The organism is Nocardioides sp. Z38_18 (assembly GCF_058215695.1).
Genome location: NZ_JBZAJE010000002.1, coordinates 1,639,957 through 1,658,707, shown reverse-complemented (window position 1 = coordinate 1,658,707; position 18,751 = coordinate 1,639,957). Strand labels below are relative to the sequence as shown.

The 18,751-nt window shown below is 71.3% G+C and carries 16 protein-coding genes, 2 tRNA genes and 1 other RNA gene; 7 read left to right on the top strand and 12 right to left on the bottom strand.

Going from position 1 to position 18,751, the window contains the following annotated elements:
- Positions 1–72: 72 nt before the first annotated feature.
- Entirely contained in the window at positions 73–372 is a 300-nt protein-coding gene (locus AC4BGC_RS19065) for a WhiB family transcriptional regulator (protein ID WP_490546816.1), read from the bottom strand.
- A gap of 189 nt (positions 373–561) precedes the next feature.
- Between AC4BGC_RS19065 and AC4BGC_RS19060 the strand changes: the two genes are divergently transcribed.
- On the top strand, positions 562–2,823 hold the full coding sequence (locus AC4BGC_RS19060) for a penicillin-binding protein (RefSeq protein ID WP_490546817.1): 2,262 nt from the start codon (positions 562–564) through the stop codon (positions 2,821–2,823).
- Positions 2,824–2,974: 151 nt separating this feature from the next.
- Here the strand turns inward: AC4BGC_RS19060 and AC4BGC_RS19055 are convergent, their stop codons facing one another.
- Complete coding sequence (locus tag AC4BGC_RS19055) at positions 2,975–3,436, bottom strand: GatB/YqeY domain-containing protein (protein ID WP_490546818.1); 462 nt, start codon at positions 3,434–3,436, stop codon at positions 2,975–2,977.
- 26 nt (positions 3,437–3,462) lie between these two features.
- On the opposite strand from AC4BGC_RS19055, the gene AC4BGC_RS19050 reads away from it, so the two are divergent.
- From AC4BGC_RS19050 to AC4BGC_RS19035, 4 genes are all read left to right on the top strand, one after another.
- Complete coding sequence (locus tag AC4BGC_RS19050; protein ID WP_490557140.1) at positions 3,463–4,425, top strand: metallophosphoesterase; 963 nt, start codon at positions 3,463–3,465, stop codon at positions 4,423–4,425.
- A 46-nt stretch (positions 4,426–4,471) separates the two neighbouring features.
- Positions 4,472–4,545 (top strand) — tRNA-Pro (locus tag AC4BGC_RS19045).
- Between the two features lie 171 nt (positions 4,546–4,716).
- On the top strand, positions 4,717–6,051 hold the full coding sequence (locus AC4BGC_RS19040; RefSeq protein ID WP_490557139.1) for a hypothetical protein: 1,335 nt from the start codon (positions 4,717–4,719) through the stop codon (positions 6,049–6,051).
- Positions 6,052–6,225: 174 nt separating this feature from the next.
- On the top strand, positions 6,226–7,839 hold the full coding sequence (locus tag AC4BGC_RS19035) for an endonuclease/exonuclease/phosphatase family protein (protein ID WP_490557138.1): 1,614 nt from the start codon (positions 6,226–6,228) through the stop codon (positions 7,837–7,839).
- A gap of 84 nt (positions 7,840–7,923) precedes the next feature.
- On the opposite strand, the gene AC4BGC_RS19030 is transcribed toward AC4BGC_RS19035, so the two are convergent.
- From AC4BGC_RS19030 to AC4BGC_RS19005, 6 genes are all read right to left on the bottom strand, one after another.
- A complete protein-coding gene (locus AC4BGC_RS19030; RefSeq protein ID WP_490546822.1) occupies positions 7,924–8,979 on the bottom strand; it encodes an aspartate-semialdehyde dehydrogenase in 1,056 nt (351 codons plus the stop codon).
- Positions 8,976–10,259 (bottom strand): aspartate kinase, encoded by a 1,284-nt coding sequence (locus AC4BGC_RS19025; protein ID WP_490546823.1) that lies wholly within the window; start codon positions 10,257–10,259, stop codon positions 8,976–8,978. Before AC4BGC_RS19025 ends, AC4BGC_RS19030 begins: the two co-directional genes overlap by 4 nt.
- An 82-nt stretch (positions 10,260–10,341) precedes the next feature.
- Positions 10,342–10,932 carry a DUF5063 domain-containing protein gene (locus AC4BGC_RS19020; RefSeq protein ID WP_490546824.1) on the bottom strand — a complete coding sequence of 197 codons (591 nt, stop codon included), beginning with the start codon at positions 10,930–10,932 and terminating at the stop codon, positions 10,342–10,344.
- The gene (gene recR, locus AC4BGC_RS19015) at positions 10,925–11,524 is read right to left on the bottom strand and encodes a recombination mediator RecR (RefSeq protein WP_490546825.1); all 600 of its coding nucleotides are present in this window, start codon (positions 11,522–11,524) and stop codon (positions 10,925–10,927) included. Before recR ends, AC4BGC_RS19020 begins: the two co-directional genes overlap by 8 nt.
- Positions 11,517–11,912 carry a YbaB/EbfC family nucleoid-associated protein gene (locus tag AC4BGC_RS19010; RefSeq protein ID WP_490546826.1) on the bottom strand — a complete coding sequence of 132 codons (396 nt, stop codon included), beginning with the start codon at positions 11,910–11,912 and terminating at the stop codon, positions 11,517–11,519. The genes recR and AC4BGC_RS19010 overlap by 8 nt, the downstream gene beginning before the upstream one ends.
- 59 nt (positions 11,913–11,971) lie before the next feature.
- A complete protein-coding gene (locus AC4BGC_RS19005) occupies positions 11,972–14,026 on the bottom strand; it encodes a DNA polymerase III subunit gamma and tau (RefSeq protein ID WP_490557137.1) in 2,055 nt (684 codons plus the stop codon).
- 178 nt (positions 14,027–14,204) lie between these two features.
- Between AC4BGC_RS19005 and AC4BGC_RS19000 the strand changes: the two genes are divergently transcribed.
- Positions 14,205–15,443, top strand: coding sequence for an acetyl-CoA hydrolase/transferase family protein (locus AC4BGC_RS19000; protein ID WP_490557136.1), 1,239 nt, complete (start codon positions 14,205–14,207; stop codon positions 15,441–15,443).
- A 29-nt stretch (positions 15,444–15,472) separates the two neighbouring features.
- Here AC4BGC_RS19000 and ffs read toward each other — a convergent pair.
- Positions 15,473–15,562, bottom strand: an RNA gene (gene ffs / locus AC4BGC_RS18995) — signal recognition particle sRNA small type.
- A 60-nt stretch (positions 15,563–15,622) separates the two neighbouring features.
- Here ffs and AC4BGC_RS18990 point away from each other — a divergent pair.
- Positions 15,623–15,707: transfer RNA gene (locus AC4BGC_RS18990), tRNA-Ser, on the top strand.
- A gap of 98 nt (positions 15,708–15,805) precedes the next feature.
- Here AC4BGC_RS18990 and AC4BGC_RS18985 read toward each other — a convergent pair.
- Genes AC4BGC_RS18985 through AC4BGC_RS18975 form a run of 3 tightly spaced genes read right to left on the bottom strand, consistent with a single transcriptional unit; the run spans position 15,806 to position 18,746 of the window.
- Positions 15,806–16,582, bottom strand: a complete 777-nt coding sequence (locus tag AC4BGC_RS18985) for a TIM barrel protein (RefSeq protein WP_490557135.1) — start codon at positions 16,580–16,582, stop codon at positions 15,806–15,808.
- Positions 16,579–17,589 carry a Gfo/Idh/MocA family oxidoreductase gene (locus AC4BGC_RS18980; protein WP_490557134.1) on the bottom strand — a complete coding sequence of 337 codons (1,011 nt, stop codon included), beginning with the start codon at positions 17,587–17,589 and terminating at the stop codon, positions 16,579–16,581. Before AC4BGC_RS18980 ends, AC4BGC_RS18985 begins: the two co-directional genes overlap by 4 nt.
- Positions 17,586–18,746 carry a Gfo/Idh/MocA family protein gene (locus tag AC4BGC_RS18975; RefSeq protein WP_490557133.1) on the bottom strand — a complete coding sequence of 387 codons (1,161 nt, stop codon included), beginning with the start codon at positions 18,744–18,746 and terminating at the stop codon, positions 17,586–17,588. Before AC4BGC_RS18975 ends, AC4BGC_RS18980 begins: the two co-directional genes overlap by 4 nt.
- Positions 18,747–18,751 lie beyond the last annotated feature (5 nt).

Genomic DNA, 18,751 nt, shown 5'->3' with positions numbered 1-18,751 from the left:
GCCACGCCCGCCCCGACGACCTGCCCGAGGCCCCGAGCAGCAACCCGCCCAGCAACCCGCTCAGGGGTCCGGTCAGGCAGTCTCGACGGCGCCCGCGGTCTCGTGCTCGGACTTGGCGGTCTCCAGCAGCTGGCGCCACGAGGTGACGTTCGGCCGCTTGCGCAGCAGCGCCCGGCGCTCACGCTCGGTGAGTCCACCCCAGACGCCCCACTCGATCTGGTTGTCCAGCGCCTCGGCCAGGCATTCGGCGCGCACGGGGCACGCCCCGCACACGGCCTTGGCCTTGTGCTGCTCGGCTCCGCGGACGAAGAGCTCGTCCGGCGACGACTGCTGGCACAGGGCTACATTGGCCCACATTTCGTTCCAGGACATGTTACCTCCACAGTTCAGGTCCTGGGCATTTCCGGCTCGTCCCAATACGTCCGTTATCAACCCATCTAGAGACTAAAGAACACGAGCGTCTCGATACAGACACATGGGCGTCATTCTCGTATAGTCCGAAATGACTAGATCTTCCGAGCCATCCGGTCGAAAGTCAGGGCCCGCCACTAGGATTGTGATATGCCACGACGCCGCCCCCCGCTCACCTTCGGCACCGTGATCTCGCACCTGGGGGTGGTGGTCGCGGTCTCCGTGGTCCTCGGTGTCCTGACCGCCGGGCTCGCGGTCCCGATGCTGGCCGCGGTGGGCTACGGGGCCGGGGCGACCAAGCGCTCGATCGAGAACCTGCCGGCCGAGCTGAAGGCGGCACCGCTGGCCCAGCGCACGCGCGTGCTCGACCGCACCGGCAAGCAGGTGGCGATCTTCTACGACGAGAACCGCGTCAACGTCTCCCTGGACAAGGTGGCGCCGGTGATGAAGAAGGCGATCATCGCGATCGAGGACTACCGCTTCTACGAGCACGGCGCCCTGGACCTCAAGGGCACCCTGCGCGCCTTCGTGAGCAACCAGACCTCCTCGAGTGGCACCCAGGGTGGCTCCTCGATCACCCAGCAGATGGCCAAGCTCACCCTGCTCTCCCAGGCCAGCACCCCCGAGGAGCGCAAGGCGGCCACCGAGAACACCTACCAGCGCAAGATCCAGGAGCTCCGGCACGCGATCGCCTTCGAGGAGAACTACTCCAAGGACTGGATCCTGGAGCGCTACCTCAACCTCGCCTACTTCGGCGACGGCGCCTACGGCATCCAGGCAGCGGCCCGGCACTACTTCTCGGTCAACGCCTCCCAGCTCAACCTGGTGCAGGCCGCCACCCTCGCCGGCCTGGTGAAGAACCCGGTCGGCTTCGACCCCACCCGGTTCAAGGACCGTGCGTTGGCGCGTCGCAACATCGTGCTGAACCGGATGGCCGAGCTCGACATCGTCGACCAGACGGCCGTGATGAAGCTGACCAAGCAGCCCCTGGGACTGAAGGTCAGCCGGAGCCGCAACGGCTGCCTGGGCACCGAGGCCGCGTTCTTCTGCGACTACGTACGCCGCTACCTCCTCCTGGACCCCGCCCTGGGCAAGACCGTCGCCGACCGGGCACAGCTGCTGACCAGCGGCGGGCTGACCATCAAGACGACCCTCGACCTGGAGAGCCAGCGCGCGGCCGACGCCGCGACCAGCGCCGCGGTCAACCCCCAGGACCAGGCGATCGGCGCCCTCGCGATGGTGCAGCCGGGCACCGGGGCGGTGCAGGCGATCTCGCAGTCGCGGCCGATGGGACGTGCGGCCAAGGAGGGCCAGACGTTCCTCAACTACATCGTGGACAGCAAGTACGGCGACTCCGGCGGCTTCCAGGCCGGATCGACCTTCAAGGTCTTCGTGCTCGCTGCCGCCCTCGAGCAGGGCCTGCCGATCTCGACCAGGTTTCCCTCCCCCGAGCGGATCAGCATCCCGCAGAACGACTTCAGGACCTGCAACGGCGCCTACCCGGTCTACTCGGCCTGGAACCTCGGCAACTCGACCGGCAGCGGCACCTTCGACATGGTCAGCGGCACCCGCAAGTCGGTGAACACCTACTTCGCCCAGCTGGAGCGCCGGACCGGGCTGTGCGAGCCGTACGCGCTCGCCAAGGCCATGGGGGTCGACCTCACCTCACCGCAGACCGAGCGGGTCCCCTCCTTCGTGCTCGGCGTGGCCGGGGTGAGCCCGCTGGAGATGGCCGGCGCCTACGCGACCTTCGCCGCGCGCGGCGAGCACTGCGAGAACCGTCCCGTCAGCCAGATCCTCAACAGCGACGGCAAGGTCTTCAAGGACTACCCGAAGAAGTGCACGCAGGTGATCAAGCAGACCACCGCCGACACGGTCAACGCCATCCTCGCCGGCGTGCTCGCCCCCGGCGGGTTCGGCCAGGCGCTGGCCCTGAGCCAGCCCGCCGCCGGCAAGACCGGCACGATCAACAGCAACATGGCGGTCTGGTTCAACGGCTACACCCCCAACATGTCGACCGCAGCGATGATCGCGGGCGCCAACTCCAAGGGGGAGCCGATCTCCCTGAACGGCCAGAGCGTGGGCGGCCGCACCATCGGGCAGGCCTTCGGGTCCACCGTCGCCGGCCCGATGTGGGCCTCGGCGATGCGGGCGATCCAGGGCAAGCTCCCCAACGAGAGCTTCGTGCGACCCGGGACCGGCTCCAGCGCCCCGGTCAAGCTGGAGATCCCCGACGCGGTCGGGATGCCCACCCGCCGCGCGGCCCAGGTCCTGGCCGAGCAGGGGTTCTACGTCAACATCGAGGGCGACGACGCCGGTGACGCCCCGGGCACCGTCCGGGAGATGCGCCCCGCCGCCGGCGAGAGCGCCTCCCGCGGCCAGACGGTCACCCTCGTCCCCACCCGCGGCTGACCCGGCGCTCCCTCTCCAGAAACCCGCCGAGACGTCACATCTGAAATCCCACAGCCCGCCGAGACGTCGCGTCTGAAAGCCGACAGCCCGCCGAGACGTCGCATCTGGAGGGCTTTCAGCGCCCGAGCGCGCCCATGCATGGGCGCCGGGCTCAGGAGGAGAGCTGGGACCGCACGGCCGCGGCCACGGCCCCGCCGTCGGCGCGACCCTTGGTCTTCGGCTGCAGCGCACCCATCACGCGGCCCATCGCCTTCATCCCGTCCGCGCGCACCCCGAGCTCGTCGATGGTGGCGGCGACCAGGGCCTCGATCTCCTCGCCGCTGAGCTGCTCGGGCAGGTAGCCCGCGATCACCTCGGCCTCGGCCCGCTCCTTGGCGGCCTGCTCGGTGCGGCCGGCGGCGTCGAACGCCTCGGCTGCCTCGCGTCGCTTCTTCGACTCGCTGGTGAGCACCGAGAGCACGTCCTCGTCGCTGAGCTCGCGCGCCTCCTTGCCTGCCACCTCGGCGTTGGTGATCGCGGAGAGCACCATCCGCAGCGTGGAGGACCGCAGGGCGTCACGCGCCTTGATCGAGGTCGTGAGGTCGCTGCGCAGCTGGTCCTTGAGAGCACTCATGTCGGCCATTGTGGCAGCCTTGCCCCATGCCTCTCCCCTCGGTTTCCGGGCCCGCCGTGTCACGCACGCTGCGCTCGATCGGGTACGGCGCCGGGCTCGTGTCCCTCGCCGGCGCGGGCACGCTCGCCTACTCCGCCGGGATCGAGGTCCGCAACTTCGCCGTACGCCGGGTGGAGGTCGCCGCCCTGCCCCCGGGGCGCCGGCCGCTGAAGGTCCTGCACCTCAGTGACCTGCACCTGACGCCGTCCCAAGGACGCAAGCAGCGCTGGCTCAGCTCCCTGGCCGACCTGGAGCCCGACCTGGTCGTCAACACCGGCGACAACCTCGCCCACCTCGACGCCGTGGAGCCGGTGGTGGCGAGCCTGGGCCGGCTGCTGGACCTGCCGGGCGTCTTCGTGTTCGGGTCCAACGACTACTTCGCCCCCTCGATGCGCAACCCGCTGTGGTACCTCTTCCCCGACGACGGGCGCCGGAACACCGCTACCTCCAAGCTGCCGTGGGGTGACCTGCGGGACGCGTTCGAGTCCCGGGGGTGGACCAACCTCACCAACACCTCGGCGCGACTGGAGGTTGGCGGCAGCTCGCTCGCCTTCGCCGGGGTCGACGACCCGCACCTGGAGTACGACGACCTCGGCTCGGTCTCAGGGCCCGCCCCCGCCGATGCGGACCTGCGCATCGGGGTGGCGCACGCTCCCTACCTGCGGGTGCTCGACCAGTACGCCCGCGACGGCTACGACCTCACCCTCGCCGGGCACACCCACGGCGGCCAGGTCTGCCTTCCGGTCAAGGGCGCGATCGTCACCAACTGCGATCTCGAGCCGGCCCGGGCGAAGGGTCTGCACCGGCATCCGGCGGACTCCCGGCCCAGCGATCCGGGGAGCTCGTGGCTGCACGTCTCCGCCGGTGCCGGGACCTCGCCGTACGCTCCGGTGCGCTTCTGCTGCCGCCCGGAGGCCACCTTGCTGACCCTCCTGCCGCGGACGCCATGACCCGGTTCGGCGCCGCCGTCATGCTCCGGTAGACTTCCCACGCCTTCGGGGTGTGGCGCAGCTTGGTAGCGCGCGTCGTTCGGGACGACGAGGCCGCAGGTTCAAATCCTGTCACCCCGACCGGGTGATGTCGCAAGACATCACGAGGGCCCGGACCCACCTGTGGGTCCGGGCCCTCGCCGGTTCTCCGGCCGGCTCTCGCGGGCCCGCTCTCCCCGGCTGGTCTCGTTTTCGAGCGTTCCTGGGCCGGATCGAGTCGATCCGGAGCCCTGTCATGGCACCATTCGCAGCATGGCTGACGAACCGGACAAGGGTGGGCTGGAGCCGAACCTGGAGTTGCCGCCCCTGCTCGGGTTCGGGCGGAGCAAGAAGAGGAAGCGCTCGCGCGACCTCGAGCAGCAGCCCGCACCGGCATCCGGCCCGGGGCCCCGCGGCAGCGAAGCCCCCGCCGAGGAGCCCACCGAGGTCACGGACCCGTTGGTGGCCGACCCGGTGGCCCCGCCGCCGGGACCCGAGGAGCCGTCGGCCACCCGCGCGCCCGGCACTGGGACCGGTCTCGCGCCGGCACCCGGGGCTGCCAGGCGGCTGCCACCGGTCCCACCCCCGCCACGCCCGACCGAGGACCAGTCGCCGCCCCAGCCGGTCGAGCCCATCGAGCCGCCCGAGCCCAGCGAGCCCGTCGCGCTGGCTGAGCCCATCGAGCCCGTCGCGCTGGCTGAGCCCATCGAGACGGCCGAGCCGGTCGAGCTCGTCGAGCCACCCGCCGCGCCGGCCGAGCCGGCCGAGCAGGTCGAGCCGGTCGAGCTCGTCGAGCCACCCGCCGCGCCGCCCGAGCCCAGCGAGCCGGTCGAGCCGGTCGAGCTCGTCGAGCCACCCGCCGCGCCGCCGGAGCCCATCGAGCCGCCTGAGGCGGTCCAGCCACCCGAGCCGATCGAGCCGCCGGAGCAGGCGCCCGAACCCATGCCCGAGCCGGGGCCTGCGCCGCACACCCCGGTCACCGCGTCCTCCTACGACCCGTTCCCGGCGCCGGACACGGACACGGAGGAGACCACCGTGCTGCCGAGCCTGCTCGTGTCCTCGCCACCCGAGAACGAGGCTGCGGCCGCCCCTGCGCAGTCAGCGAGGGTCGAGACCGTCCCGATCCCCCCGATCGCGCCGGCCACCCCTGCTGGGCCGGCCGACACGACCGCGCCGGCAGCCGCGAGCAAGTCTCGTTCGGTGCGGCTCCCCAGGATCGACGCCCGGATCGCGGTGCTGGTCACCGGCGCGCTGGTGGGACTCGCAGCGGTCCTCCTCACCGCGCTGGCGAGCCGGGGCTGCGAGGCCGTGCGTGGGGTCGGCTCCTGTGGCGGGATCGGCCTGGTGGCACTGCTGGCGATCACGGCCGTCTCCATCGTCCTGGGCGCCGTGCTCCTCGAGGCCTGGCGGATCCCGGACCCGACCAGCACGAGCTTCCTCGCCGTCGGAGTCGCCGCCGTGTTCGTGCTGCTCTTCCTGCTCGGGTCGCTGGAGTCTCCGTGGATGCTGCTGGTGATCCCGGTCCTGACAGCGCTCACCTACCTGCTGTCGCTGTGGGTCACCAGCACCCTGGTCGAGAGCACCGAGACCGGGACCCCTCCGCGCTAGGCGCGAGGACCCCCTCGATAGGCTTGGCACATCGCGATGCCGTCATCCGACGTCGGCCGGCTCGATCCTCGATGAGAGCCCAGGAACCACGTCAGCTCAGAGGATCGCCCGCCCCCATTCCTTAATTCGGACAAAAGCCTAATACCACCCTTTTTCAGGTCTTCGTCGGATATCTTGGTATTGATTCCCCCGACGTACGACCTGGAGACGACGATGCCCAACGTGCGACGCAGTGCCCTGGGTGCTGCCCTGACCGTCCTGCTCGCGATCGGGATGCTGCCCGGCAGCCCCGCCTCCGCGACGTCCGCCGCCCGGACCGCACCCGCCCAGGCGCCCGCCGTACAGGGCGCGACGGCCCTGACCGCGGCCACGATGGTCTCGGCGCGCAAGAAGAAGAAGGCCAAGAAGAACAAGCGCAAGGCCCGCAAGAACAAGGCCCGCAAGAACAAGGCCCGCAAGAGCAAGGCGCTTGCCCGGCCCCAGAACTTCGCCCGCCGCACGGTGCGCACCGTCCGCGGGGTCAACCAGATCACGGTGAGCTGGCCCCAGCGCCTGAACACCACCGGCTACACGGTGACGTGGTCCCCCCTGATCAACCGGATCCCCAAGTCCCCGGCCACCTGCTACTCCCCGTGCAAGCGTCGGTTCACCCGGGGCACCTCGATGACCCTGTCCGCGGCCGACCTGAGCTCCTACGCCCGCCGGGTCTCCTCGAACTCCGGCAACGCGGTGCACTTCAAGATCTTCTCCCACAACGCCACCCTGCTGAACTGGACCGGCACCACCTACCCCTACGACGCCTGGATCTCGCCGGCCAGGGCCGCGGCGGTGGACTGGCTGCCGACCATGAGCTCTCAGATGCCGCTCCCCCTGCCGCCCGCCAAGGGGCGCGACGTCGCCGTGACCAGCTTCAACGTGCTCGCGGCCAGCTCGACCGGCGTGCCCTCGTGGCCCAGCCGGGCGCCGAAGATCGTCAAGCAGATCAACGGCACCGGCGCCTCGATCGTGGCGACCCAGGAGAACTCCAACTCCCACACCGGCGTGGGCAGCGGCGTGGGTCAGTACACCGACCTGGCCAACCGGCTCCGGCCCAGTGGCTGGGCCCTGGCCGACGGCCGGGACTGGGACCTGGCGAGCGGCCTGTCCCGCTCCCACTCCACCCAGGCCGTGCGCACCTACTACAAGACCGGCGTCTGGCAGCAGGTGGCCAACGGCGCACTGATGACCCACGTCCCCATCGGCGGAAAGAACTCGGGCACCAACGTGGACCGTTGGGTGTCGTGGACCAAGCTGCGCGCCCGGGACCACGCCTCGACCCAGATCTGCGTGATCAACGCCCACCTGCTCTCCAACCAGGGCAACTACGACAAGGCCTCCGCTGCGCACCGCAACACGGAGACCGGGCAGATCCTGTCCCAGCTGAACAACCCGAAGAGCAACCTGCGCCGGGTCGGGACCCGGGTCGGGCAGGCCTGTGCGGGGACTCCCACGGTCTTCGCGGGCGACCTGAACTCCGCCCAGGAGCACGTGTGGGGCAACCAGCCGCAGGCCATGATGACGGCCAACGGGTTCGTGGACACCAAGAACGCCGGCCGGCGCTACAACACCCGGCTCAGCGGTCCCGGGCCGGTGACCGGCTGGCACCCGACCTGGGGGACGCAGATCGACTACCTGCTCACCAAGGGCATGGGCGGGGCGAAGAGCTTCCGGGTCGACATGATGCACCCCAGCAGCACGGGTTCGGACCACTACCCGGTCACGGCCGTGGTGAGCGTCCCGAACTCCTGACCCAGGGGCTCCAGCGCGGAGAACAACGACGGCGCGGGCACACCGAGAGGTGTGCCCGCGCCGTTGTTCTTGCGTGCTTGGGTGCTAGCGGGCGGCCAGCAGCTCGGCGATCTGCACGGTGTTCAGGGCAGCGCCCTTGCGCAGGTTGTCGTTGCTGATGAACAGCGCGAGGCCACGCTCGTCCGGCACGCCCGGGTCCTGCCGCAGCCGGCCGACGTACGACGGGTCCTTGCCAGCCGCCTGGAGCGGTGTCGGGATGTCGCTGAGCTCCACGCCGGGCGCGTCCCGGAGGATCTCGCGAGCGCGGGCCACGGTCATCGTGGAGCCGAACTCGGCGTTGATCGCCAGGGAGTGACCGGTGAAGACGGGGACCCGCACGCAGATGCCGGAGACCAGCAGCTCGGGCAGGCCGAGGATCTTGCGGGACTCGTTGCGGAGCTTCTTCTCCTCGTCGGTCTCGCCGAGCCCGTCGTCGACGATGCTCCCGGCGACCGGGACCACGTTGTAGGCGATGGTGCGCTCGTACTTCACCGGGGCGGGGAACTCGATCGCCTCGCCGTCGTAGGAGAGCTCGCGGGCCTTGTCGCCGGCGGCCTCGACCTGACCGGCGAGCTCGTCCACGCCGGCCACGCCGGACCCGGAGACGGCCTGGTAGGTCGACGCGATCAGCCGGACCAGGCCTGCCTCGTCGTGCAGCGGCTTGAGCACGGGCATCGCTGCCATCGTGGTGCAGTTCGGGTTGGCGATGATCCGCCGCCCCGAGAGGGCGAGCTCGATCGCCTCGGGGTTGACCTCGCTCACCACCAGCGGCACGTCGTCGTCCATCCGGAAGGCGGAGGAGTTGTCCACCACCACGGCGCCGGCCTCGGCGAACCGCGCCGCCTGGGCCCGCGAGGTGGTCGCCCCGGCGGAGAACAGCACGATGTCGAGCCCGCTCGGGTCGGCAGTGGCCGCGTCCTCCACGGTGACCTCGCGGTCGCCGTACGGCAGCACCGTGCCGGCGGAGCGGGCGGAGGCGAAGAACCGGATCTCATCGGCCGGGCCGATCGAATTGAACGGGGCGCGCTCGAGCAGGATCTGGCGCATGGCGACGCCGACCTGCCCGGTGGCGCCGACGATGCCGAGGCGTACGCCGCTCATCGTCCGGTCCCGCCGTAGACGACCGCCTCGACGTCCTCGGAGTCGAGGTCGAAGGCGGTGTGGGTCGCGACCACGGCAGCGTCGACCTGGGCCTCGTCGACGACGACCGAGATGCGGATCTCCGAGGTGGAGATCATCCCGATGTTGACCCCGGCCTCCGCGAGCGCGTTGAAGAACTTCGCGGTCACCCCCGGGTGGGAGCGCATGCCGGCCCCGATCAGGGAGACCTTGCCGATCTTGTCGTCGTAGAGCAGCGAGGCGAACCCGATCTCGTCCTGGAGCGCGGCGAGCGCCGCCATCGCGGTCTGCCCGTCGGTGCGCGGCAGGGTGAAGGAGATGTCGGTCAGGTTCGTCGCGGCGGCCGAGACGTTCTGCACGATCATGTCGAGGTTGATCTGCGCCCGGGCGAGCGCGTCGAAGATCCGGGCGGCCTCCCCGACCTTGTCGGGTACGCCGACGACGGTGATCTTGGCCTCGCTGCGGTCGTGTGCGACGCCGGCGATGATCGCTGCTTCCATGGTGGCCTCCTGGTGGGCCTCGTCGTTGATGCTGCCCTTCACGAGGGTGCCCTCGAGATGGCTGAACGATGAGCGGACGTGGATCGGGATGTCGTAGCGGCGGGCGTACTCCACGCAGCGCAGGTGCAGGATCTTGGCACCACCGGCCGCGAGCTCCAGCATCTCCTCGTAGGTGACCTGGTCGAGCTTGCGTGCCGTCGGCACGATCCGCGGGTCCGCGGTGAAGACGCCGTCGACGTCGGTGTAGATCTCGCACACGTCGGCACTCAGGGCAGCCGCGAGCGCGACCGCCGTGGTGTCGGTGCCGCCACGACCCAGGGTGGTGATCTCCTTGGTGTCCTGGCTGACGCCCTGGAACCCGGCGACGATCACGATGTGCCCGTCCTCGAGCGCGGCGGAGATCCGCCCCGGGGTGACGTCGATGATCTTGGCCTTGCCGTGCACGGAGTCGGTGATCACCCCGGCCTGCGAGCCGGTGAACGAGCGTGCGGTCAGGCCGAGGTCGGAGATCGCCATCGCGACCAGCGCCATCGAGATGCGCTCACCGGCGGTGAGCAGCATGTCGAGCTCACGGGCCGGGGGCAGTGGGCTGACCCCCTCGGCGAGCTCGAGCAGCTCGTCGGTGCTGTCACCCATCGCGGAGACCGCCACCACGACGTCGTGGCCGTCCTTCTTCGCCTGCACGATCCGCCGGGCCACCCGCTTGATGGCCGAGGCGTCTGCCAGCGAGGACCCGCCGTACTTCTGCACCACGATGCCCACGGCGCTGCTCTCCTCCTGGTGGTCGGATATGAGGCCCGGCTCCGGAGAGCCGACTGCTGGCCGCCGACGATTCTACGTGGGGTCAGGCGGTGCCGACGCCACGGTCCAACGCGGCCGCCGCGGCGGCGATCTGGTCGCTCTCGTCCGCGAGGTCCGCGTCGAGCCGGTCGTGGGCGATCACCGACTGCAGCGCCCGCAGCGCCGCGCTCGCGTTGTCCCCCCAGCTGGCCAGGTAGGAGAACTGCCACCACCACAGCGCCTCCGAGACGTCACCGGAGCGGAAGTGCCGCAGCCCGTTGGCGAGGTCGGTGGCGATGCTGGTGAGGTCGTCGGAGAGCTGGCCCTGGACGATCTCGGGGACGTAGGGGTCGAAGTTGTAGGTGTAGGTGTCGACGGCATCGAGCAGCCGCGCCAGCCGTAGCCGCATCGCGTCCAGGTCGGGGTCGGGACCGACGTCGGGCTGGTACTCCAGCCGCGGCGCGAAGTCGCGCTGCGCGCCGAGACGCGCGCCGGCAAGGAGGATCTGGCTGACCTCGACGAGGAGCAGCGGCAGCACCGTCCCGCCGTTCTCCTCGCGCGACATCGCCTGCAGGGAGACCAGGAAGGACTCCACCGCGTCGGCGATCTGCTGCGCGAACTCCTCGAGCTCGGCATCCACCACGATCTCAGTCACCTGCGTTTCGCCTTCCTGCGAATGCCCGGCCGAGAGTGACCTCGTCGGCGTACTCGAGGTCTCCCCCCACAGGCAGTCCACTCGCCAGACGCGTCACGCGCAAGTCCATGTCCTTGAGGAACCTGCTCAGGTAGGCCGCGGTCGCGTCCCCCTCGATGTTGGGATCGGTCGCCAGGATCACCTCGGTGACCACTCCGTCGGCCAGCCGGGCCATCAGCTCGCGGATCCGCAGCTGCTCGGGGCCGATGCCCTCCAGGGGCGAGATCGCACCGCCGAGCACGTGGTAGCGCCCGCGGAACTCGCGCGTGCGCTCGATCGCCACGACGTCCTTGGGCTCCTCCACCACGCAGATCAGCGCAGGGTCACGGCGCGGGTCGCGACAGATCCGGCACAGCTCCTCCTCGGAGACGTTGCCGCAGACCTTGCAGAACTTGGCCTTGGCCTTCATCTCCATGAGGGTGTCGGCCAGACGGCGTACGTCGACCGGGTCGGCCGCGAGCAGGTGGAACGCAATCCGCTGGGCGCCCTTGGGGCCCACGCCCGGGAGCCGCGCGAGCTCGTCGATCAGGTCCTGGAGGACGCCCTCATACACCGGGGCTGCCCAGGCCTCCCGGCAGTCCGCCCGGCTGGTCCCCCGGGCCACCGAGGGCGCCACCGGCCAGCGGCCCCAGGGTGCTTGCGGCGAGCGCGTCGACCTGCGTCTTCGCGTCGCGGTAGGCGGCGACCACGAGGTCGCCGAGGTCGGCCAGCGACTCCGGGTCGGTGCCGTCGAAGGAGCCCGGGGTGATCGTGACGCCGGCGAGCTCGCCGGTGCCGGTGACGGAGACCGCGACGCCTCCGGCCGAACCCTCCAGGGTGGTGGCGGCCAGCTCCTCCTGGGCTGCGACGAGCTGGGCCTGCATCTGCTGGGCCTGCTCGAGCATGGCCTGCAGGTCGAAGCCGCCCTCGCCTGCGAGGTTGCCGAAGGGGTTGTCCGTCATCTCATCTGCTCCCGGTGTTCGCTCTGGTGTCACAACTCTGGGTCGCGGTCGCGCCGCGGTCAGTCATGGGGGATCTCCTCGATCACGGTGGCTCCGAGCTCGCGCTCGAGGAGCTGCGTGGTGTCGATCCCGTTGTCCTCGTCGGAGGGGTCGTCGCGGCTGGCGTCGGCGTCGAGGTCGGGGCCCTGGGCGTGGGCGGGGACCGGCTCGTCGCCCCGGCGGGTGGGGGCGATGTTGTTGCGCGCCGCGGCGACGCCGGGCGGGCGGACCCGCTCGGCCGCGGGCTGGCCTTCACCGCGGGCCTCGTCGCCGGCCCAGGCCGGGGGGCCTCCGGGCGAGCTGTCGGCGCCCGGCTCGGGGGCGCTCGCCGCGGCGGGGCGGATGACCCGAGGGGCTGTCTCCTGGCCCGGCTGGGCCGAGGGGTCGACGGCCACCTCGACCTTCCAGTCGACCCCGATCATGTCGATCGCCGCCTGGCGCAGGATCTCCTGGCTCCCCCCGCCGACGAAGGAGTCGCGTGCACCCGCGGTCTTGAAGCCGATGGTCAGGCTGGTCGCGTCCACCCCGATCACCTGGGCGTTCTGGCTGAGCAGGATCCAGGTGAACCGCCGCATCTTCTTGACCGCCTCGAGCAGGTCGGGCCAGATCCGGCGTACGTCGGCCAGGGACAGGGTCCCCGTACCGGCGCCACCGCCATCGGACGCCGCGGCGACAGCAGGCTCGGCCTGCGGTGCAGGCGCCGACGCGGACGCAGCCGGTGCGGCGGGGGCCTGAGGAGGCGAAGCGGGTGCAGGGGGCGCTGCCGCCGGCTGCGGCGGAGCGGGCCGGGTGGGCGGGGTAGGCGCAGGCTCCGCCGGTGCCGGGGTGGACGGCCGCTGCGGCTCGGCGCCACGTCCGCGGACGTCCTCGGCGGGTGCCCCAGAAACAGGACCAGAAACAGGACCGGTGACGGCGGCCCGGCGCTCGAGCCGGTCCAGCCGGGCTCCGAGGCCCAGCGAGTCGTGGTCGGCCGCCGGGAGCAGCAGCTTGGCGCAGATGAGCTCCAGAAGCAGCCGCGGCGTGGTGGCCCCGCGCATCTCGGTGAGGCCGCTGGCCACGATGTCGGCCGCGCGGACGAGCTCGGCCCTGCCGAACCGGGCGGCCTGGGAGACCAGCCGTTCGGCCTGGTCGGCCGGCACGTCGATGAGGCCGGTGGTGGCCGCGTCGGGGACGGCGGCGACGATGACGAGGTCGCGCAGGCGGCGGAGCACGTCCTCGGTGAAGCGACGGGGGTCCTGCCCGGTCTCGATCACCTTGTCGACCACCCCGAAGACACCCGCGCCGTCGACCGCGGCGAACGCGTCCACCACCTCGTCGAGCAGGTTGTCCGGGGTGTAGCCGAGCAGGCTGGTGGCCACCTCGTAGGTGACCCCGTCGGGGCCGGCCCCGCCCAGCAGCTGGTCGAGCACCGAGAGCGAGTCGCGAGCCGAGCCCGCACCGGCCCGGACGACCAGCGGCAGGGCGGCCGGATCGATCCGGACGCCCTCCTTCTGGCACAGGTCGGCGAGGTAGTCCGAGAGCGTGCGCGGCGGGATCAGCCGGAACGGGTAGTGGTGCGTGCGCGAGCGGATGGTCGCGATGACCTTCTCCGGCTCGGTCGTGGCGAAGATGAACTTCAGGTGCTCCGGAGGCTCCTCGACCAGCTTCAGCAGTGCGTTGAAGCCCTGGGAGGAGACCATGTGGGCCTCGTCGATGATGTAGACCTTGAACCGGCTGCTGACCGGCGCGAAGAACGCCCGCTCCCGCAGGTCACGGGCGTCGTCGACGCCACCGTGGCTGGCCGCGTCGATCTCGATGACGTCGATGGAGCCGGGGCCCCCGCGGGCGAGGTCGCGGCAGGACTGGCACTCCCCGCACGGGTCCGAGATCGGCGCCTTCTCACAATTCAGCGCTCGCGCCAGGATTCGGGCGCTGGTGGTCTTGCCGCACCCACGCGGTCCCGAGAAGAGGTAGGCGTGGTTGACCCGGTTGTTCGCCAGTGCCGCTCGGAGCGGCTCGGTGACATGGTCCTGACCGATCACCTCGGCGAACGTCTCCGGCCGGTAGCGGCGGTAGAGCGCGAGGGTTGGTTCCACACCTGAACCCTAGACGGCCGGGACGACACCTGGCACAGGTGGCGACCACGGCTGCTCCTCCTGGACCGCACGGATGATGCGGAGGACCCCCTCCTCGCCCCTGCGGACCCCGCCGGGCACCCCTTCTGCATCTTCGTGGCCTGAGGCCGGCACCGGGCGGCCGTCTAGGCTCGCGACCGTGAGCGACCACCAACTGCGACAGATCCTGGACCGACTACCCCCGGAGCCGCGCATCGTGGTCTCCGGCAACTTCGCGACACCGTGGCACCTCGTCGCCGAGGTCGACCGGCTGCTCCCGACGTACCGACTGTGGGCCCTGAACGGGCAGCCCGGCCTGCCCGACCGCGAGGGAGTCGTCCTGGAGACCTCGTTCGTCGGCGCCGGGATGCGGCGCAGCCCCCGGCTGCGCTACGTGCCGTCGCGGCTCTCGATGGTGCCGGCGCTGTTCAACCGCAACATGGCGCCCGACCTCGTCGTGCTGCACACCTCGCTGCCCCGCGACGGCATGATCTCGCTCGGCACGGAGGTCAACGTGCTCCCCGCCGCGATCGAGGCCGTACGCCGGACCGGCGGCGCCGTGATCGCACAGGCCAACCCGCGGATGCCGTTCACCTTCGGCGACGCGGTGATCGCGCTCGAGGACGTCGACCTGGTCATGGAGGTCGACCAGCCCCTCGACGTGCACCACCAGCTCGCGGTCGACGAGGCCTCCGTCGCGATCGGTACCGCCGTGGGGGCACGGGTCCCGGACGGCGCGACCCTGCAGGCCGGCATCGGCGCCGTGCCCGACGCCGCGCTGCTCGGGCTGACCGACCGTCGCTCCCTGCGGGTGTGGACGGAGATGTTCAGCGACAGCGTGCTCACCCTGGAACGGGCCGGGGCGCTCGACCGGGACGTCCCGATCGCCACCTCGTTCGTGTTCGGCTCCGAGGAGCTCTACGCGTGGCTGGATCGCAACGAGCGCGTGCACATGACCCGTACCGAGGTCACCAACGACCCCTCCCGGATCTCGGCGAACCCGGCGATGTTCAGCATCAACTCCTCCCTGGAGGTGGACCTGTACGCCCAGGCGAACGCCTCGCGCGTCCGCGGGCGGATCTACTCCGGGCTCGGCGGTCAGGCGGACTTCGTCGTGGGCGCGATCCACAGCCCCGGCGGCCAGGCGCTGATCGGGCTGCGCTCGTGGCACCCCCGCGCTGGCCGCTCCACGATCGTGCCGATGGTCTCCGCTCCGGTGACCTCCTTCCAGATGACCGCGGTGATCACCGAGCAGGGCACCGCGGAGATCCTCGGGCACGACCAGGAGCGCCAGGCAGCGAACCTGATCACCTACGCCGCCCATCCCGACGCCCGCGAGGAGCTCACGGCCGCCGCAGGCGACCTCTTGCTGCGAACCAGCCATCAAGGTGACCGCTAGCCAGAGCGGTCTGGGTCACCGACACAGACAAAGGCCCCCCATGCACCCGGTAGAGCTCGCCTGCCCTTGCTGCCTTCCGGCCCTGGGGGATTCAGCGAGGTACCGCCGCATGGGGGGTTGGCAGGAAGTCTAGGAGGTCGATTTCGCTACGGCCAATCGGGGCAGGTAGCCTTCGCGACGGAGGATTCGCCTAGTGGCCTATGGCGCTCGCTTGGAAAGCGGGTTGGGTTAACGCCCTCAGGGGTTCGAATCCCCTATCCTCCGCCGATCGACGCCGGCCGAGCCCCCCGAGGGCTCGGCCGGCGTCGCTGTTCGTGGCGGGCCCACGAAGCCCGTGACCACCCCGCGTCCGGCCCCTGCTCTCAGAGCGTGAACGCCTTCCGGAAGGCCTCGACCGCGGCGTCGCTGTCACCGCTCGCGAAGGCCTCGAGGCCCACGACCCCGTCGTACCCCTCGGCGGCCAGCGCCCGGGCGACCGCCGCGTAGTTGATCTCCCCGGTGCCCGGCTCGCAGCGCCCGGGTACGTCGGCGACCTGGATCTCCCCCACCCAGGGGAGGGCCCGGCGGACGAGCTCGATCAGGTTCCCCTCGCCGATCTGGGCGTGGTAGAGGTCGAGGTTCATCCGCAGGTGCGGGCTGTCCACGGCGCGGACGAGGGCGAGCGTGTCGGCGGCCCGCGCGAACGGGGTGCCCGGGTGGTCCACCTCGCGGTTGAGGTTCTCAAGGGTGAACACCACGTCGTGGCGCCGGCCCAGGTCGGCGACCCGGTGCAGCGTCTCCAGGGCACGCAGCCACATCTCGCCGGTGACGACCTCGACCGGCCGGACCGGCAGGCCACGGCCGTCCAGACCGGTGCCGTGGAGGTTCAGGCTGGGCGAGCCCAGCACGCGGGAGGCCTCGATCGAGCGCTCAGCGGTGCGCAGGAGCGTGTCGGCACCGTCGGGATCGACCAGCTCGCCCTCGACGTACCCGGTCATCGAGGTGAACCGCGCCCCCGTGGCCGCCAGAGCGGGGAGGTCCTTGGCCGTCCAGTCCCAGATCTCGACGGCGAAGCCCTGGTCGCGCAGCCGGCACACGCGCTCGACCAGCGGCAGGTCGAGATGGACCATCTCCGCGCTGACCGCGAGCACGAAGCTCACTGGACCACCGGCACCGGCGCGTTGGCCCGGACCGAGTCCACGCACGCCAGCGCCACGGCGAGCGCCCGCCGCGCATCCACCCCGGTCACGGCCGGCGCCCTGCCCTCGCGCACGGCGTCGGCGAACTCCACGAACTCGGCCACGTAGGCATCACCGAAGAGCTCGACGTCGCCCCGTGGGGTCGGTGCGTGCCGACCACCGGCGTCGTAGTGGGTCACCGGGGCCAGCGCGGCGCCACCGGCGGTCACCATCCCTGCCGACCCGAACACCTCCGCCCGGACGTCGTAGCCGTACGCCGCCGAGAAGCTCGCCTCCGCAACGGCCCGGGTGCCGTTGTCGAAGGTGATCACGACCACCGCGGTGTCCAGCAGGCCGGAGTGCTTGTGCTCGGGAGCCACCAGCGCGTCCGCGGTCGCGTAGACCTCGACGGCCGCGGCGCCCGGGTTGAGCCACAACAGCGTGTCGAAGTCGTGGATCAGGGTCTGGGTGAAGATCGTCCACGGCGGTACGCCGCCGGGGTCGGCCAGCCCCGGGTCACGCGTCAGCGACCGCATCAGGTGGGGGGAGCCGATGCCACCCGCCATGACGAGGTCGTACGCGGCAGCGAAGTCGGCCGCGAAGCGCCGGTTGAAGCCGACCTGGAGCGCCACCCCGGCCTTCTCCGCCGCCGCGATCGCCCGGTCGGCCTCCGAGAGGGTCATCGACATCGGCTTCTCGCAGAACACCGCCTTGCCGGACCCGGCCGCGGCCACCACCAGCTCGCAGTGGGCCACGCTGGAGGCGGCGATCACGACTGCCTCGACGTCGTCGGCCGCGAACAGCTCCTCCGGGGAGGTCATCGCCCGGGCGCCCAGCGGCGCCCCGAGCGCCTCGGCGACACCGGGGCGGGGATCGGCGACGGCGACGAGGGTCGCTCCCGGGACGTGCCTGGCGATGACCTCCGCGTGGGAGGAGCCGATGCGCCCGGCACCGACCAGCCCGACGCGGACCTGAGAAACTGGCTTCACGGCCGTACCCACCTCTGCTCGGAGATCGAGGTCTGCATCGCGTCGACGAGCTCGGCTGCCCGGAGCGCGTCCTGGACGGTGGCCCCCACCGGGTCGCCCGACTGGATCGACTCGACCAGCCGGAGCGCCTCGATCACCTTGAGGTCGTCGTACCCCATGGCGATGCCGCCGCCCGGCTGGAACGCGGCGAGCTCACCGTGACGGGGGCTCACCAGCACCGTCGAGTACGCCGCGTCCTGGTAGTCAGACCCCAGGCACAGGCGCAGCTCCCCCATCCTGCGGAAGTCCCACGCGAACGCACCGAGGTCCCCGTGGACCGAGATCTCGTAGCCGCACTGCTCACCCACGGCGGTGCGGCCGGCCACCAGGGTGCCGCGGGCTCCGGAGGCGAACCGCAGCAGCGCTCCCACGTAGTCCTCGTTCTCGACCTCGCCCCGGGTCCCCTTCACCCCGCGCGCGAAGTGGGAGCCGGCGCCGGCCGGCAGCGGCCGCTGCGTGACGAACCGGCCCTCGTCGGCGACGAGCTCGACCACCTCGCCCGCGATGTGGCTCGCGAGGTCCACCGCATGGCTGGCGAGGTCCCCGGAGACCCCGCTGCCGGCCTGGTCCTGGAGGAAGCGCCACGACAGGGCGCCCTGGGGGTGGGCGGCGTAGTCGGCGAGGAACCTGACCTCCACGGTCTGGAGGCTGCCCAGCGCTCCCTGGAGCACCAGCTGCCGGGCGTGCTCGACCGCGGGGGCGTTGCGGTAGTTGAAGCCGGCAGCCGACCGCACACCCGCCTTCTCGACGGCCGCGACGATCTCGGCGGTCTCCGCCGCGTTGCGCCCGGCCGGCTTCTCGATCCACAGGTGCCGGCCCGACTCCGCCACCGCGACCGCCATGTCCCGGTGCAGGTGGTTCGGGCCGCAGACCGAGATCACGTCGAGGTCGGCACGCGCGACCAGGCTGCGCCAGTCGCGGTGCAGCTCGGCGAAGCCGTGCCCGCGAACGGAGCGTTCCAGCTCCGCGTCCGAGAGGTGGTCAGCCACCGCGACCAGCCTTGGACGGACCGGCAGCTCGGGGTAGTGCGCCGAGAGCCGGCTCCACGCGCGCGCGTGCAGCCGTCCCATCCAGCCGAAGCCGATCACGCCCACGCGCAGGTCGCGGCATCCGGTCATGATGG

What these genes read in the sequence shown, in the direction of transcription:
- AC4BGC_RS19065 (WP_490546816.1), bottom strand. Translation starts at nt 372, where the DNA reads ATGTCCTGGAACGAAATGTGGGCCAATGTAGCCCTGTGCCAGCAGTCG.
- AC4BGC_RS19060 (WP_490546817.1), top strand. Translation starts at nt 562, where the DNA reads ATGCCACGACGCCGCCCCCCGCTCACCTTCGGCACCGTGATCTCGCAC.
- AC4BGC_RS19055 (WP_490546818.1), bottom strand. Translation starts at nt 3,436, where the DNA reads ATGAGTGCTCTCAAGGACCAGCTGCGCAGCGACCTCACGACCTCGATC.
- AC4BGC_RS19050 (WP_490557140.1), top strand. Translation starts at nt 3,463, where the DNA reads ATGCCTCTCCCCTCGGTTTCCGGGCCCGCCGTGTCACGCACGCTGCGC.
- AC4BGC_RS19040 (WP_490557139.1), top strand. Translation starts at nt 4,717, where the DNA reads ATGGCTGACGAACCGGACAAGGGTGGGCTGGAGCCGAACCTGGAGTTG.
- AC4BGC_RS19030 (WP_490546822.1), bottom strand. Translation starts at nt 8,979, where the DNA reads ATGAGCGGCGTACGCCTCGGCATCGTCGGCGCCACCGGGCAGGTCGGC.
- AC4BGC_RS19010 (WP_490546826.1), bottom strand. Translation starts at nt 11,912, where the DNA reads ATGACGGACAACCCCTTCGGCAACCTCGCAGGCGAGGGCGGCTTCGAC.
- AC4BGC_RS18975 (WP_490557133.1), bottom strand. Translation starts at nt 18,746, where the DNA reads ATGACCGGATGCCGCGACCTGCGCGTGGGCGTGATCGGCTTCGGCTGG.